Genomic DNA, 14,868 nt, shown 5'->3' with positions numbered 1-14,868 from the left:
GGGCCGGACGGCCCCCGTGGGGGACCGGGCAGCCTCTCCCGTCGCTCGGATCACGGTGTGACGCTGGTACCGGACATGACGAACCGAGGGCTGGAGGTGCCGGGATGGTTTCGCCGGTTGTCGTCGGAGTCGACGGTTCCGCCGAGAGTCTCGCCGCCGCCGCGTGGGCGGCCCGCGAGGCCGAACGCCGGGACCGACCGCTGCGTCTGGTGCACGCCTGGGCCTGGCACCCCCGCCGGGCGGAGCACGAGACCGCGAACGCCGCCCAGCGGCAGCCGGCCCGGCGCGCGCTGCGGCGGGCGGAGGACCGCGTCCGCGCCGAGTGCCCCCGGCTCCGGGCCGTCGACGCGCAGCTGGAGGGCCCGGTCGTCCCCGCCCTGCTGGAAGCGGCCGGCGACGCGGACGTGATGGTCCTGGGCTCGCGCGGGCCGAGCGGGTTCACCGGACTCCTCGCGGGGTCCGTCGCGCTCGGCGTGGTCGCGAGGGCCACGTGCCCCGTCGTCCTCGTCCGGGCGGACGGGGAGGCGGCGGACGGACACCCGCCGGCCGGTGACGGAAGCGCGCCGGTGCGGACCGGGCACGGGGACGTGGTGCTCGCCGTCGACGTCCACGACGCCTGTGACGAGGTCATCGGGTTCGCCTTCGAGGCGGCCCGCCTGCGGGGGGCGCGGCTGCGGGCCGTGTACGCGTGGCGGACGGCCGGTCCGGTCGGACTCGGGTCCGGCGACATCGGGCTGGTGCGGGACTCCCGGCAGGGCGAGGAGTGGCTCGGCTTCCTCCAGGCGGTGCTCCAGGCGTGGCGCGACAAGTACCCCGACGTGGAGGTCCGCACGACCGCGGTGGCGGACAAGCCCACGACCGCGCTGGTACGGGCCTCGACCGGAGCGGATCTCCTCGTCGTCGGACACCGCCTCGCCGAACGCCCGGTGGTTCCCCGCACCGGGCCCGTCACCCACGCCGCGATCCACCACGTCGGCTGTCCCGTGGCCGTCGTGCCCCACGCGTAGGGCGGCCCGCGGACCGCGCCGGGCCGGCGCCGGGCGGCGCACCGCCGACCGGCCGGAACCGCGCACCGCGCCCTGGCCCGCCGTGATCGTCCCGTGCTACGAAGAAACATGCCTGCACACGAGGGACACCAGGAGGCCCGGGGACACCGCGCCTACGACGCCGTCGTCGTCGGCGGCGGCCACAACGGGCTGGTCGCCGCCGCCTACCTGGCCCGGGCCGGCCGGTCCGTGCTGGTGCTGGAGCGGCTGGACCACACCGGGGGCGCGGCCGTCTCCACCCGCCCGTTCGCCGGCGTGGACGCCCGGCTGTCGCGCTACTCGTACCTGGTCAGCCTGCTGCCGCGGAAGATCGTGCGGGACCTGGGCCTGGACTTCCGCGTCCAGGGCCGCACCGTGTCGTCGTACACCCCCGTGGAGCGCGGCGGCCGGCCCACCGGGCTGCTCGTGGGCGGGGGCGAGGAGCGCACCCGGGAGGCGTTCGCCCGGCTGACGGGCGGCGAGCGCGAGTACGCGTCCTGGCAGCGCTTCTACGGCATGACCGGGCGGGTCGCCCGGCGCGTCTTCCCGACGCTCACCGAGCCGCTGCCCAGCCGCGGGGAACTGCGCCGCCGCGTCGACGACGAGGAGGCCTGGCGGACCCTCTTCGAGGAGCCGATCGGCATGGCGATCGAGGAGCACTTCGCGGACGACCTGGTGCGGGGCGTGGTCCTGACGGACGCCCTCATCGGCACCTTCGCCGACGCCCACGACGCCTCCCTGAAGCAGAACCGCTGCTTCCTCTACCACGTCATCGGCGGCGGCACCGGCGCCTGGGACGTGCCCGTGGGCGGCATGGGCGCGCTCACCGACGCCCTGGCCGCCGCCGCCCGGGGCGCGGGCGCCGTCCTCGCCACGGGCCACGAGGCCGTACGGATCGCCACGGACGGCCGGACCGCCGAGGTCACCTACCGCACCGCCGACGGCGAGGGCGTCGCGACCGCCCGGCACGTCCTGGTGAACGCCTCCCCGCAGACGCTGGCCGCCCTCACCGGCGACGAGCCGCCCGCCCCCGCCGAGGGCGCCCAGCTCAAGGTGAACATGCTGCTGAAACGGCTGCCCCGGCTGCGCGACGGCGCCGTCGACCCGCGCGAGGCCTTCGCCGGCACCTTCCACATCGCCGAGGGCTACGAGCAGTTGGCCGCCGCCCACGCCCAGGCGGCCGCCGGCGAGCTGCCCGCCGCCCCGCCCTCGGAGATCTACTGCCACTCCCTGACCGATCCGAGCATCCTGGGCCCGGACCTGGCCGCGCGCGGTCACCAGACGCTGACCCTGTTCGGCCTGCACACACCGGCCCGGCTGTTCGCGGGCGACAACGACGCCGTCCGCGAGGAACTGCTGAGGGCGACCCTCGCCCAGCTCGACGCCCACCTGGCCGAACCCCTCGCCGACTGCCTGGCCACCGACGCCGACGGCCGTCCCTGCATCGAGGCGAGGACCCCGCTGGACCTGGAGCGCGACCTGGGTCTGCCGGGCGGCAACATCTTCCACCGCGACCTCTCCTGGCCGCACGCCCAGGAGGGCGCCGGCCGCTGGGGCGTGGAGACCCGGCACGCCAACGTCCTGCTGTGCGGGGCCGGCGCGGTGCGCGGCGGAGGGGTCAGCGGGGTGCCGGGGCACAACGCGGCGATGGCCGTGCTGGAGGCGCGGGAAGCCCGGCCGGACCGGTGAGCCGCATGGCTCGGGCGGGGAGGGGTACCGCGGCACGACGGAAGCACCGCATCCGTGACAGGAGGCTGTCATGGCGGACCTCAACCCCATCGACCTGCAGAAGGCCCTCAGCGGCATGGACTACCCGACGGACCGGCGGCACCTCGTGGAGCGTGCCCGCGCGAACAAGGCCGACGACAAGGTCGTCAGCCGTCTCGACGGCCTGAAGCAGGACCGCTTCGACGGGCCGAACGAGGTGCAGAAGGCCGTCTTCGACGAGTAGCCGGCGCGAGCGCGGCCACCCCCGGCCGGCCGGAGAACCGTCTCCGGCCGGCCGGACCGCGCCGGCTGCGGGAACCCTCCGGCGAGGGCCGTGCGCGGCCGGTGCGACGGGCTCAGCGCTCCCGCACCCGTACGACCCGCAGCCCGGGCGACGCCAGGACGTCCTTCTCGCAGAACCGGGAGGTGACCCACTTCTCCCCGGAGAACAGCCGGGTCTGGTCGCTGAAGTGGGGCGAGCGCGGGTCCGACGACTGGGAGTACGTCAGCAGGGTCCGGGCCACCGGGCAGCCGCCGCCGCCCCAGCCGACGGCCTGCACGTAGCTGGAGCCGGTCGTCACCTCCGTGTAGCCGCCGCCCGCCGGGTTCCACACCGCTTCCACCTTGTTCCAGACGCCGAGGGACTCGGTGCCGCCCGGGACCGGGATGCGCTTGCCGTTGCGCACGACGAACTGGTGGTCGCCGAGCGGCGCGTCGAGCGGGATGCCGGCGGCGCGCAGTTCGGCGACGGCGTCCGCGAGGGCCGTGGTGAAGGCGGGCGCGTCCGTGTCGAGCGTGTTCGGGGTGCCGACGGGATCGGCCGCCGAGAAGGGCACCTTCCACTGCCGGGCCGCGGGCATCCTGCGCCAGAAGCGGTCGAAGAGCAGCGCCCCCCGGCTGCCGGTGCCGGCCGTGCCGTCCCACGCGGCCAGCACCCGGCAGGCCTCGCGCACGTCGACCGCGGCGCCGGCGCTGCCCGTCGCGGTTCCGCCCGGCAGCGCGGCGCACGCCGTCGCCGCGTCCGCCGCGGCCAGGCCGGCGGCGGGCACCCGGTCGGCGAACTGCTGCCGCTGCAGGTCCCGTACGGTCAGGCCGCCGCGCCGCGCCATCGCGGCCACGTCCTCGATCGCGCCCCGGGTGCGCAGCGAGCGCGCGGTGCCGATCGTGCCGAAGATCCGCTCGTAGCCCGTCAGGGGCCGGTCGGCGTTGGCCAGCCAGGCGCTGTCGTTGGAGTTCTCCGCGTACGGGGCGTCCTGGAGGGTGGGCAGCCCGGCGGGGCCGAAGATGCCCGGCTCGACGGCGTCGGGGTCGGCGCCGAGGGCGCAGTCGCCGCGTGAGCCGTCGAGGACCGCCACCCCGGAGGCGGGGTACGTGACCTTGCCGAGCGGGGTGGAGCAGCGCCGCTCCAGCTCGTCGGTGATGCGGGGGAGCACCTGCGACTGCGTGAACAGGGTGTGCCCGCCGGAGTCGGCGGCGATCGTGTTCACCCAGGGCAGGCCCTGGGTGCGGCGCAGGGAGGCGAGGAGGCCGGCCGTGCTGCGGGCGGTGCCGAAGCCGAGGGAGGTGTCGGAGGCGCGCAGGTTGGTGGCGTTGGGGTCGTTGAGGGCGTACGCCGTCGTGGCCGTCCAGGGCAGCGGCAGCGTGGCGCCGAGGGAGGTGACGACCGGGCCGTAGCGGGTCCACCACTGGGTGCGGGTGACGGGCGCGCCGCCCCGCACGGGGACGGTGACGGTCCGCTTGCTCATGCGCTCCGGCCGGCCGTCCACCAGGTACACCGTCGGGTCGGCCGGGTCGAGCGCGAGCTGGTGCAGGTTGAAGGGGACGCCGGTGGCGACGGTGTGGCTCCAGGCGACGTGGGCGTTGTGGCCGATGGACACGGTGGCGGTGCCCAGCAGCGAGCCGCCCGCGACGTTCAGCCGGCCCGGAATGGTCTGCTGCGACTGCCAGAAGCGTCGGCCGCCCTGCCAGGGGTAGTGCGGGTTGCCGAGCAGCAGGCCGCGGCCGTTCGCCGTGGTGCCGCCGCCGAAGGCGACGGCGTTGGAGCCCATGTCGGCGGAGTCGGCGGCGAGGAGTCCGGCGGCGGCGCGGGCGGTGGCCCCGGCGTCGATCGCCGCCGGGGCGGCCGTGCCGGCGGAGGGCGCGGCGGGCGGCCGGGCCGCGGTGACGCCGTCGACGGCCCGGCCCTGGCCGCCGAGGACGGCGAGCGCGTAGCCCCGCGTGGCCACGTCGAGCGTGGTGACCGGCCGCACCCAGGCCGCTCCCGCGCAGGCGGGGTCGGTGATCCGGTTCTGCCGCAGCCAGGCGTTGTACCCGGCCGCGAAGCCCCGCATGAGCTCCTTGGCGCTGCGGCTCGGACCCGCGGGCGCCGGCCGGGCGAGCAGGCCCTCCACCGTGCCCGCCTCGCGCACCCCGCGGAAGTACAGGTCGCTGGAGAGGTTCCCGGCGGCCGAGGAGAGCGAGGAGTCCGGCGCCGCGTCGGCCCCGAAGAACCGCGAGCGCTCACCGCGCACGGTCACGAAACCGTCGGCGAGCGTGCACACCTGGTCGGCGGCCTGCGCCCACCCGGTGCCGAAGCCCAGGTCCGCGTAGTCCTTCGCGAGGATGTGCGGAATGCCGTACTCGGTGTAGCGGATGACGGCGGACAGACCGCCGGCGGAGGGGCGGTCCTGGTGGGACCGCCGGTCCTGCTGTCCGGCCGCGGTCGCCGGGAGCGTGCCCGTGGCGGCGGTCAGCAGGGCGACGGCGGCGACGACCAGTCGTCTCGCGCGGGTGCGCATCGTGCCTCCCAACATCGTCGGGGGAAGGAGCGGCCGAGCGTACCAGCGGGTATGTGGCTTGTGAGAGGGGTGAGTTGAAGGTCGCGCGTGATCCGGACCCGGTTCCCCGCGCCGCCCGGCGCCGGGTGGGAGCGGCGGTCCGGCGAACGGCCGCCGCCGGCCGGGCCGTCGGGCTCCGGCGGCCGCACCGGAGCGGCGGCCCGAACGGACTGACGGGCCGTCAGGCCCGTTCGGCTTGACCTGCCCCGGCCGCCGTCCGAGGATCATGCGTCATGACGCCCGGACACGGCAGTACGGTCGACGGGGTGCTGCGGCGCAGCGCCCGCCGCACCCCGGCACGCGTCGCGGTCGAGTACCGCGACCGCACCTGGACCTACGAGGAACTCGACGAGGCCGTCTCCCGCGCGGCGAACGTCCTGCTCGCCCAGGGCCTCGCCCCCGGCGACCGGGTCGGCGCCTACGGCCACAACTCGGACGCCTACGTCATCGCCTTCCTCGCGTGCGCCCGCGCGGGCCTGGTGCACGTCCCCGTCAACCAGAACCTCACCGGCGACGACCTCGCCTACGTCGTCGGCCAGTCGGGCAGCACCCTGGTCCTCGCCGACCCCGGCCTCGCGGACCGCCTCCCCGGCGGCGTGCGCACGCTGCCCCTGCGCGACGCCGACGGCTCGCTCCTCTCCCTGCTCGCCTCGGCCCCGCCGTACGACGGCCCGGAACCGCGCTCCGAGGACCTCGTCCAACTGCTCTACACCTCGGGGACGACGGCGCTGCCCAAGGGCGCGATGATGACCCACCGCGCCCTGGTGCACGAGTACCTGAGCGCGATCACCGCCCTCGACCTGAGCGCCGGCGACCGTCCCGCGCACTCCCTGCCGCTGTACCACTCGGCGCAGATGCACGTGTTCCTGCTGCCGTACCTCGCCGTCGGCGCCACGAACATCGTCCTCGACGCACCGGACGGCGACACGCTCCTCGACCTCGTCGAGGCGGGCCGGGTGGACAGTCTCTTCGCCCCGCCCACCGTCTGGATCGGCCTGGCCGGCCGTCCCGACTTCGCCACCCGCGACCTCGGCGGGCTGCGCAAGGCGTACTACGGGGCGTCGATCATGCCGGTCCCCGTCCTGGAACGCCTGCGCGAACGCCTCCCGGGGCTCGCCTTCTACAACTGCTTCGGCCAGAGCGAGATCGGCCCGCTCGCCACCGTGCTGGCCCCCGACGAGCACGAGGGCCGCATGGACTCCTGCGGCCGCACGGTCCTGTTCGTGGACGCCCGGGTCGTCGACGAGAACGGCGAGGACGTCCCCGACGGCACCCCGGGGGAGATCGTCTACCGCTCCCCGCAACTGTGCGAGGGGTACTGGGAGAAGCCGGAGGAGACCGCCGAGGCCTTCCGCGACGGCTGGTTCCGCTCCGGCGACCTCGCCGTGCGCGACGCCGACGGCTACTTCACCATCGTCGACCGGGTGAAGGACGCGATCAACTCCGGCGGTGTCCTGGTCGCCTCCCGCCAGGTCGAGGACGCCCTCTACACCCACGAGGCGGTCGCCGAGGCGGCCGTCGTCGGCCTGCCCGACGAGAAGTGGATCGAGGCGGTCACCGCGGTCGTCGTCCCCCGCGCGGAGGTCACCGAGGAGGAACTCATCGCCCACGCCCGCGAGAAGCTCCCCGCCTTCAAGGCGCCGAAGCGGGTGCTCTTCGTGGAGGAACTGCCGCGCAACGCCAGCGGGAAGATCCTGAAGAGGGAGCTGAGGGACCGGTTCGCCTGAGGGCCGGCCACGGACGCCGGTTGCCGGGGGCCGCGCGGTGCGGAGAGGATCACCGGCATGCCGACCTTCACAGCGCCCGACGGAACCGAGCTGGCCTATCACCTCCGCGGTGAGGGCGATCCCCTCGTCGTGCTGCCCGGCGGGCCCATGCGGGCCTCCCGCTACCTGGGCGACCTCGGCGGTCTCGCCGCCCACCGCCGTCTCGTCCTGCTCGACCTGCGCGGCACCGGCGACTCCGCGGCGCCGGCCGATCCGGCCACGTACCGCTGCGACCGCCAGGTCGAGGACGTCGAGGCGCTCCGCGTCCATCTGGGGCTGGAACGGATGGACGTGCTCGCCCACTCGGCGGGCGGCAGCCTCGCGCTGCTCCATGCGGCGCGCCACCCGGACCGGGTGGCCCGGCTCGTGCTGGTCACCGTCATCCCGCGGGCGCTGGGACGGCCGCCCACGGCCGAGGAACGGCTCGCGGCGGCCCGGCTGCGCGCGCACGAACCGTGGTTCGCGACCGCGCTGCCCGAGCTGGAGGCCTGGCTGGCCGGCGAGGACGACCCCGACTGGAACCGGCTCGCCAGGTTCTTCCACGGCAGGTGGGACGACACCGCCCGGGCCCACGAGGCGGCCGCGGAGGAGGAGAGCAACGACGAGGCGGCCGGCCTCTTCCACGACCCGGCCGCCTTCGACCCGCCCGCCCTGCGCGCCGCGCTGAGCTCCCTGCCCGCCCCGGTCCTGGTGCTCGCCGGGGAACTGGACGGCGCCCCGCGGCCCGAGGCGGCGCGGTGGGCCGCCGGTGTCCTCCCGTGCGCCGAGGTCGCCGTCCAGCCCGGGGCCGGGCACTACCCGTGGCTGGACGACCCGGAGTGGTTCACCGGACGGACCGTCAGCTTCCTCGACGGGGCGACGGGTCGCGGCCCCGGCCCCGCCCGCCTAGACTGAAAAGGCCTCCACCAGCAGTTCTCCGCATCCGTTCGAGCCGCGGAGGGGGCCATGCCGGACAGGGCGAGACTTCCCGTCGTGTACGTCAGGGGATACGCGGGCGACACCTCGGGGATCGACAAGGCCGTCCAGGACCCGTTCTACGGGTTCAACGAGGGATCCACGCACGTGCGGGTCGGGCCGGACGACGCACCCCGCTTCCACCAGTTCGAGAGCCCGCTGCTCCGGCTGCACCTCGACGAGGGCTACCACATCCTCGTCGAGGGCAGCCAGGAGGCGTACCTGCGCAGCCACGCGCGGACGCCCCCCGACAGCATCTGGGTCCACCGCTTCTACGACGTCTGCGCCGACACCTGGAGCGCCGAACCGACGGCGTTCCGGATGGAGGACGCGGCCGCGGACCTGCGCCGCCTCGTCATGACGCTCAAGGAGAGGTGCGGCGTGCCCCGGGTGCACCTCGTGGCCCACTCCATGGGCGGACTCGTGTGCCGCTGCCTGATCCAGAAGGTCTTCCCCGAGCGGGGCGAGGACCCGGCCGACCACGTCGACAAGCTGTTCACCTACGGCACCCCGCACGGAGGCATCACCTTCGACGTGGGCTTCGGCCTCGCCGAGCGGCTGCGCGACCTCACCGGGTTCCGGGGCGCCGACGTCTTCGGCCCCCGGCGCATGTACGCCTACCTCACCCCCGGCGCCCGGGAACAGGACCCGCCGCCGGGCTGGAGCGCGCGCGTCATGCCCGAGGGCGTCTTCCCGCCCGACCGGGTCTTCTGCCTGGTGGGCACGAACCCCGGCGACTACGACGTCGCCCACGGCGCGTCCGCGTACGCCGTGGGGGCGCGCAGCGACGGGCTGGTCCACATCGACAACGCCCGGGTGACGGGAGCGCACCAGGCGTTCGTGCACCGCAGTCACAGCGGCCGCTACGGACTGGTGAACTCCGAGGAGGGCTACCAGAACCTGCGGCGCTTCCTGTTCGGCGACCGGAGGGTCGAAGCCCGGCTCGTCGGCCACCGGCCGCCGGCCGGCGACGGCCGGACCTCGTGGCAGGCGGAGACCCGGCTGTCGGTGCGGGGGCTGCCCGTCGTGACGCACGAACGGCTCGCCGCCCACCGGTGCCCGATCCAGTTGCCGGCCCCGGACGGCGGGGCGGCCTCCGACGCCCCCGTCCACCTGGCGACGACGTTCCTGCGCGGCGACGCGCCCCGCCCCCCGGGCAGCACCACCCTCCGCTACGCGCTGCACGTGGGGTTCCTGGCGGTGCGGGAACGGGACGGCGTCCTCAGCTTCACCGACCACCTCGAACAGACCGCGGACTTCGCCGACATCCTGGTCGTCGACGTGGGCACGGACGAGAGCGGCCCCGGCGTCTGGGCCGCCTGGAACTCGGAGATCCCCGGCGCCATCTGGGAGCACCGGCCGCCCGGCCGCCCGGTCGGCGACGAGGACCCGAGACCGGGCGTCTGGCAGGCCGACATCCCCTTCCCGGAATCGGTCCACCCGATCCTCGGGCCCGGGGCCGCGATCCGGCTGACCGCCACGCCCTGGGAATGACGGTGCTCACCGGTCTCTCCGCCGCGCCCGGGAACGGCGGCGCTCACCGGTCTCTCCGCCGCGCCCGGGAACGGCGGCGCTCACCGGTCTCTCCGCCACCGCCGCCTCCCGCGCCCGCCGGTGGTCCGCCATGACGCCCCGTCACACCCCGCCGCGCCGGTCCCCGGGCGCGCCCCGCGGCGGCGGCTCCCGGTTCCTCTCCGGGCGGCTCGTGGGCGCACGTTCCCGTGACTCCCGAAAGGTCCTTCTCATGTGCTCTGTCCGCGTCCGTGGCCGATCGCTAGGCTGGCCGCGGACGACGAACCGGGAGGAGCACGGACGTGGCCGAGAGCACCATCCAGCAGCAGCCGTTCGCGGGCTGGGACAAGCCGGAGCTGGACCTCAGCAAGGCCGACTGGCAGTCCAGCAGCAGGGGCCTGGGGGATGTCCAGATCGCCTTCGTCGAGGGGTTCGTCGCGATGCGCAACAGCGGCCGCCCCGAGAGCCCTTCCCTGATCTTCACGCCCGCCGAGTGGGGAGCCTTCGTCTCCGGCGCGCGGGAGGGGGAGTTCGACCTGACCTGACGGTCCGGTCCCCACCGCGAGGCTCCGGGACCCACCGGACGGCCGCGGCGAGCCGAACCGGCGGTGTCATCCGCCGTTTTCCGGACACGCGGTCCACGGGGCCCGGCCGGGGCCGACGTCTGAGCCGGGCCGGCCCCGGCAGGACACAGGTCGTATCCCGGAGGTGAGGACCATGAGCACCCTGCCGGTCGTCGCGGCGGTCGACGGTTCGGACGACAGCTGGCACGCCCTCGACTGGGCGCTGGACGCGGCGCGCCGGCGCGCCGCGCCGCTGCGGGTGGCGCACGTGCGCCAGTACGCCGCCTGGAGCCCGCCCGGCGCCCCCCTCGTCGTCCCCCCGCCGCCGGAGGAGGACCCGGTGCTCGCCGAGGCCCGCGCCCGGCTGGCGCGGACCGCTCAGGCGCCGGACGTGGAGTACGTCGGACTGGACGGCCCCGCGGGAGCCCTCCTCCCCGGACTGGGGGCCGAGGCCGCGCTGCTCGTCCTCGGCTCCCGGGGACGCGGCGGCTTCGCCCGCCTGCTGCTCGGCTCCAACGGCCTGACCGCCGCGCGGGACGCCGAGTGCCCGGTCGTGGTCGTGCCCCGGCCCGGCCGCGAGGTCGACGGCCCGCGGCCGGAACCGGGGCCGCGCGTCGTCGTGGGCCTCAAGGCGGACGCCCCCGACGACGCCGCCCTCGGCTTCGCCTTCACCGAGGCGGCCCTGCGCGACGCCCGCCTCCAGGTGGTCGCCGCCTACCCGTGGCCCGTGCAGACGTGGGCCGGGCCGGGCGAGCTGATCGCGCCGGCCGTGGAGCAGGGGGCCGTCGAGCACGAGACGCGCACCCTCGCCGAGGGCTTCCTCGCCCCGCACCGGGAACGCCACCCCGGCGTCCGCGCCGAGGTGCACCCGGCCCCCGGCGACGCGGCCGGCCACCTCGTCACGGCCTCCCAGGACGCCGGCCTGGTCGTGGTGGGCCGCCACCGCCGCCGGCTCCTGGCCCCCGCCCGCATGCTGGGCTCCGTCACGCACGCCGTCCTGCTGCACGCGGCGAGCCCGGTGGCGGTCGTGCCCCCGGCGCCGGGGGAGGAGTGAGGCGGACGGCCGGACCGGCGCCGCGGAAGGGGACGGCGGGGAAGGGGGAGCGGATCAACGGACACCGGCGGTCCTATCATCAGTACATGCAGGACGCAGCTCCCGCCGACACCCGCCTCGCCCTGGACCTCGCCCTGACCGTCCGGCACGACGGCCACGGCGGGGTCGCCGACGACCTGGCCGACCCCGCCGGCCTCGCCGCCTGGGTCCGGGCCCACGCCGACGACCTCCCGGACGCCTCCGGGTACGTCGCCGACGCCCCCGCCCTCGCCGCCGTCCGCGAGCTGCGCGCCGCCGTGCGGGCCCTCTTCGCCCGGGCCGTGCGCCCCGGCGCGCCGAGCCCCGCCGACGCGGCCCGGCTGCCGCCCGTCCCCGAAGCCCTGGAGCGCCTCAACGCGGCCGCCGCGCGCACCCCCACCGTCCCCGTCCTGTGCTGGGACGCCGAGGCCGCCGGTCCCGTCGCCGGCCGGCGGGCGGCGGGCGGCGGCGGCGACCTCGCGGCCGTGCTCGCGCAGGCCGCGATCGCCTTCCTCGCCGGCCCCGACCGGCGCCGGCTGCGCGCCTGCCACGCCCCGCGCTGCGTCCGCTACTTCCTCAAGGACCACCCCCGCCAGGAGTGGTGCAAGCCGTCCTGCGGCAACCGGGCGAGGGTGGCGCGCCACCACGAACGGCACAGGAGGACGACGGCCTGACGGCACCGGCCCGGTCCGGATCGAGGACGCGGGGCGGTGTCCCCGCGCGCCCCGCGGCGGACCCGCGACCGGCACCGCACGACCGCCGTCATCCGTACGGCGACCCCGGCCCGCCCCCCTCGGCTCCCTCGGCCGCGCCGTCGCACGGCACCCCGTACCATGGCCGCATGTCGTTCCTCCGCCGCCGCAGCGCCACCCCCGCCGGGCCCGACTTCGACGTCCTGGCCATGGACCCGGGCGACTGGCCCGGCAATCTCGGCGCCGGCCTGCTGCCCGCCCCCGACGGCACCTGCCAGGGCGTCTTCCTGCGCTACGACCTCTTCGGCGGCCGCGGCCCCGCGATGATCATCGGCAACCTCCCCGAGGGCTCCCCGGCCCGTGAGGTCGAGGAGGGCCAGGTGCCCTTCGAGGTCGCCCAGCTGCTGCTCGCGCTGGAGAACGACGAGGAGGTCACCGTCGTCGGCACCGAGGACATGCCGGTCATGCAGGGCGACAACCTGCTGATCGTGCGCCGCCTCAAGCTCTCCGAGAGCCGGATCTCCTGCGTGCAGTTCGACCGCAGCGACAACGTCCTGGTGACCATCGCCGCCTGGGACCGCCCGATCACGGACGACCTGTACGCCCTGCTGAAGCCGCTCCCGGCGGAGCTTTTCCAGCAGGGCTGACCGGTTCAGACGGCCGACACGCGTACGTCCGCGGCCCGGACGAACGCCACGCGGTGCCCGTACTGGATCTCGTAGTACAGGTCCTTGCCGACCACCACCCGGTGTGCGTCGGTGGTGAAGGTGACCGCGTAGTAGTACTCGCCCGGCACCGTGTCACCGACCACGTACCTCTGGCCCTTCGGCAGCCGGTACGGCAGCGGTGAGACCGGCTGCGCGGGGACCCCCGCCGGATACGCCGACGCCTCCGGGTAGGCCCGCCCGTAGAGCGGGACGCTGTCCACGCCGTCCTTCGGGGTGACCACCAGGCCGGTCGCGGGCACCGCCGCCGGCTGCTTCGCCGGGTTGCGGAACCAGGCCTTCTGCCCCAGGTACCAGATCGCCGTCCAGTCGCCCCACCGGTCGGCGACCGCGTACTGCTGCCCCGTGGACACCCGTGACGAGAGGTCGTTCACCCCGGTGGACGGCGTGGTGCCCAGACCGATGTCCTTGATCAGGGGCGAGGTCTCCGAGTGGTCCGCGTACAGCCGCACCTCACCGGACCCGTGCGCCGCGCACGGCTCGCCCTTGGTGACGCAGCCCGTGTACACCGGCTGGTTGGCCCGGTAGTCCGGCAGGATCGTCACCAGGGAACCCGCCTTGCCGGCCGTGGCCTGGAAGGGGCGGCCCAGCAGCTCGAAGTAGTGCCGCCAGTCCCAGTACGGGCCCGGGTCCGTGTGCATGCCCGGGACGGTCGCCGTCGTCGGGCCGGGCACGTTGTCGTGGCCCAGGATGTGCTGCCGGTCCAGGGGGATGCCGTACTTCGCGGCCAGGTACGTCACCAGGCGCGCCGACGACCGGTACATCGCCTCCGTGTACCAGGAGTCCGGGAAGGCCAGGAAGCCCTCGTGCTCCAGCCCGATCGACTTGGCGTTGACGTACCAGTTGCCCGCGTGCCAGGCCACGTCCTTCGCCTTCACGTGCTGCGCGACGTGGCCGTCGGTGGAGCGCAGCGAGTAGTTCCAGGACACGTAGGCCGGGTCCTGGACCAGGTTGATGACGCCCTCCCAGCCGCCCTCGGTGTCGTGGACGACGATGTACTCGACGGACTGCGACGCCGGGCGCTCGCCCAGGTCGTGGTTGCCGTAGTCGCCGTCGCCGAACTGCTCGTAGGGCGCCGGGATCCACTCGCAGGACACGGTCGCCGGGCACTCGGTGCCCGCGGCCGAGGCCGTGCGCAGACCGGTGCGCCGCAGTTGCGCGACGTCCGGCACCAGCCCCGGCTGCGCGGGCAGGACGACCCGCTGCCCGGAGTCCGTGGTGCGCTGCGCGCCGACGCGGAGCACGTCGTACACGTCGTTGGCGTAGGTGGCGCCGGTGGTCCTGTCGTCGGCGCCCGAGAAGTGCGCCACGGCGCCGTACCAGTCCGCCGGATCGGGGCTCAGCGGTGCGTTCAGGTCGCGCTGGGCAGCGGCGAGCAGGGCGGCGCCGCCGGCCACGTTGGCCGCGGGGTCCGTGCGCAGCTTCTCCGGGCTCATGCCGGTCAGCTCGGCCGCCCGCACGAGCGTCTTCAGACGGGCGGGGATCTCGGCGTCGTCGGGGAGCGCCTTGCGGGGGTGCAGGGGCCCGCGGGCGCCGTCGCCGCGGGGGTCCTCCGCGCCCGCGCTGTGGTGCGGGGCCGGGGTGAGGGCGGTGCGGGCGTCGGTGAGGTGCATCGGGCCGTAGCCGCCGGTCACGCTGGGCGCGCCGTCGTGCGAGTCCCAGCGGGACTGGAGGTAGGAGACGCCGAGCAGCACGCTCTGGGGCACGTGGTACCGCTCGGCCGCGGCGGCGAACGCCTGCTGGAGTCCCCTCGCGCCGTCGCCGGGCGGGCCCGGGTCGGACGTCGCGCCCAGCAGGGGGAGGAGCAGAGCCGTCGACGCCAGGGCGCCGACGGCTCTGCGGGTGCGTGCGGAGCCGGGGAGTGGTCCGGGGCGGGTGACGGTTCCTCGCAAGGCGGCCTCCTGGGACGAGCGTGCGGAGCGGGGCGTGCGGGGCCGGGCGTGAGGCAGTGGTACCGGCTTGCCGACGGTCCGTCAATCATGCGCACAGCAGGGGAATTTCCCACGTCAACAGGGGTTCGGCGAGTTTCGCGGCGG

12 protein-coding genes are annotated in these 14,868 nt (G+C 75.6%); 10 read left to right on the top strand and 2 right to left on the bottom strand.

Annotation, left to right across the window (positions count from 1 at the left end):
* Positions 1–104 precede the first annotated feature (104 nt).
* The 3 genes from ACH4F6_RS20525 to ACH4F6_RS20515 all read left to right on the top strand — a co-directional run bounded on the left by ACH4F6_RS20525 (position 105) and on the right by ACH4F6_RS20515 (position 2,976).
* Positions 105–1,007 carry a universal stress protein gene (locus ACH4F6_RS20525; RefSeq protein ID WP_397961673.1) on the top strand — a complete coding sequence of 301 codons (903 nt, stop codon included), beginning with the start codon at positions 105–107 and terminating at the stop codon, positions 1,005–1,007.
* A 108-nt stretch (positions 1,008–1,115) separates the two neighbouring features.
* On the top strand, positions 1,116–2,714 hold the full coding sequence (locus ACH4F6_RS20520) for a phytoene desaturase family protein (protein ID WP_397961671.1): 1,599 nt from the start codon (positions 1,116–1,118) through the stop codon (positions 2,712–2,714).
* Between the two features lie 70 nt (positions 2,715–2,784).
* Positions 2,785–2,976, top strand: a complete 192-nt coding sequence (locus ACH4F6_RS20515) for a DUF2795 domain-containing protein (RefSeq protein ID WP_397961670.1) — start codon at positions 2,785–2,787, stop codon at positions 2,974–2,976.
* A gap of 112 nt (positions 2,977–3,088) precedes the next feature.
* Here ACH4F6_RS20515 and ACH4F6_RS20510 read toward each other — a convergent pair whose 3' ends face one another.
* On the bottom strand, positions 3,089–5,509 hold the full coding sequence (locus ACH4F6_RS20510; RefSeq protein ID WP_397961669.1) for a penicillin acylase family protein: 2,421 nt from the start codon (positions 5,507–5,509) through the stop codon (positions 3,089–3,091).
* A 272-nt stretch (positions 5,510–5,781) separates the two neighbouring features.
* On the opposite strand from ACH4F6_RS20510, the gene ACH4F6_RS20505 reads away from it, so the two are divergent.
* The 7 genes from ACH4F6_RS20505 to ACH4F6_RS20475 all read left to right on the top strand — a co-directional run bounded on the left by ACH4F6_RS20505 (position 5,782) and on the right by ACH4F6_RS20475 (position 12,754).
* Positions 5,782–7,275: an acyl-CoA synthetase gene (locus ACH4F6_RS20505; RefSeq protein ID WP_397961668.1), complete on the top strand. Its 1,494-nt coding sequence runs from the start codon at positions 5,782–5,784 to the stop codon at positions 7,273–7,275.
* 57 nt (positions 7,276–7,332) lie between these two features.
* The gene (locus tag ACH4F6_RS20500) at positions 7,333–8,208 is read left to right on the top strand and encodes an alpha/beta fold hydrolase (protein ID WP_397961667.1); all 876 of its coding nucleotides are present in this window, start codon (positions 7,333–7,335) and stop codon (positions 8,206–8,208) included.
* Between the two features lie 78 nt (positions 8,209–8,286).
* Positions 8,287–9,762 carry an esterase/lipase family protein gene (locus ACH4F6_RS20495; protein ID WP_397961666.1) on the top strand — a complete coding sequence of 492 codons (1,476 nt, stop codon included), beginning with the start codon at positions 8,287–8,289 and terminating at the stop codon, positions 9,760–9,762.
* 320 nt (positions 9,763–10,082) lie between these two features.
* Complete coding sequence (locus ACH4F6_RS20490; RefSeq protein WP_397961665.1) at positions 10,083–10,325, top strand: DUF397 domain-containing protein; 243 nt, start codon at positions 10,083–10,085, stop codon at positions 10,323–10,325.
* Positions 10,326–10,497: 172 nt separating this feature from the next.
* The gene (locus ACH4F6_RS20485) at positions 10,498–11,397 is read left to right on the top strand and encodes a universal stress protein (RefSeq protein WP_397961664.1); all 900 of its coding nucleotides are present in this window, start codon (positions 10,498–10,500) and stop codon (positions 11,395–11,397) included.
* A gap of 86 nt (positions 11,398–11,483) precedes the next feature.
* Positions 11,484–12,089 (top strand): CGNR zinc finger domain-containing protein, encoded by a 606-nt coding sequence (locus tag ACH4F6_RS20480; RefSeq protein WP_397961663.1) that lies wholly within the window; start codon positions 11,484–11,486, stop codon positions 12,087–12,089.
* 167 nt (positions 12,090–12,256) lie between these two features.
* Positions 12,257–12,754, top strand: coding sequence for a hypothetical protein (locus ACH4F6_RS20475; protein ID WP_397961662.1), 498 nt, complete (start codon positions 12,257–12,259; stop codon positions 12,752–12,754).
* A gap of 5 nt (positions 12,755–12,759) precedes the next feature.
* On the opposite strand, the gene ACH4F6_RS20470 is transcribed toward ACH4F6_RS20475, so the two are convergent.
* The gene (locus ACH4F6_RS20470; protein ID WP_397961661.1) at positions 12,760–14,724 is read right to left on the bottom strand and encodes an N-acetylmuramoyl-L-alanine amidase; all 1,965 of its coding nucleotides are present in this window, start codon (positions 14,722–14,724) and stop codon (positions 12,760–12,762) included.
* Positions 14,725–14,868 lie beyond the last annotated feature (144 nt).

This window comes from Streptomyces sp. NPDC017936 (assembly GCF_044328485.1).
In the GTDB taxonomy this organism is placed as follows: domain Bacteria; phylum Actinomycetota; class Actinomycetes; order Streptomycetales; family Streptomycetaceae; genus Streptomyces.
The sequence above is the reverse complement of the archived record's forward strand: the minus strand, read 5'-3'. Positions and strand labels throughout refer to the sequence as shown.

What these genes read in the sequence shown, in the direction of transcription:
- ACH4F6_RS20515 (WP_397961670.1), top strand. Translation starts at nt 2,785, where the DNA reads ATGGCGGACCTCAACCCCATCGACCTGCAGAAGGCCCTCAGCGGCATG.
- ACH4F6_RS20500 (WP_397961667.1), top strand. Translation starts at nt 7,333, where the DNA reads ATGCCGACCTTCACAGCGCCCGACGGAACCGAGCTGGCCTATCACCTC.
- ACH4F6_RS20475 (WP_397961662.1), top strand. Translation starts at nt 12,257, where the DNA reads ATGTCGTTCCTCCGCCGCCGCAGCGCCACCCCCGCCGGGCCCGACTTC.
- ACH4F6_RS20525 (WP_397961673.1), top strand. Translation starts at nt 105, where the DNA reads ATGGTTTCGCCGGTTGTCGTCGGAGTCGACGGTTCCGCCGAGAGTCTC.
- ACH4F6_RS20505 (WP_397961668.1), top strand. Translation starts at nt 5,782, where the DNA reads ATGACGCCCGGACACGGCAGTACGGTCGACGGGGTGCTGCGGCGCAGC.
- ACH4F6_RS20485 (WP_397961664.1), top strand. Translation starts at nt 10,498, where the DNA reads ATGAGCACCCTGCCGGTCGTCGCGGCGGTCGACGGTTCGGACGACAGC.
- ACH4F6_RS20520 (WP_397961671.1), top strand. Translation starts at nt 1,116, where the DNA reads ATGCCTGCACACGAGGGACACCAGGAGGCCCGGGGACACCGCGCCTAC.
- ACH4F6_RS20510 (WP_397961669.1), bottom strand. Translation starts at nt 5,509, where the DNA reads ATGCGCACCCGCGCGAGACGACTGGTCGTCGCCGCCGTCGCCCTGCTG.
- ACH4F6_RS20480 (WP_397961663.1), top strand. Translation starts at nt 11,484, where the DNA reads ATGCAGGACGCAGCTCCCGCCGACACCCGCCTCGCCCTGGACCTCGCC.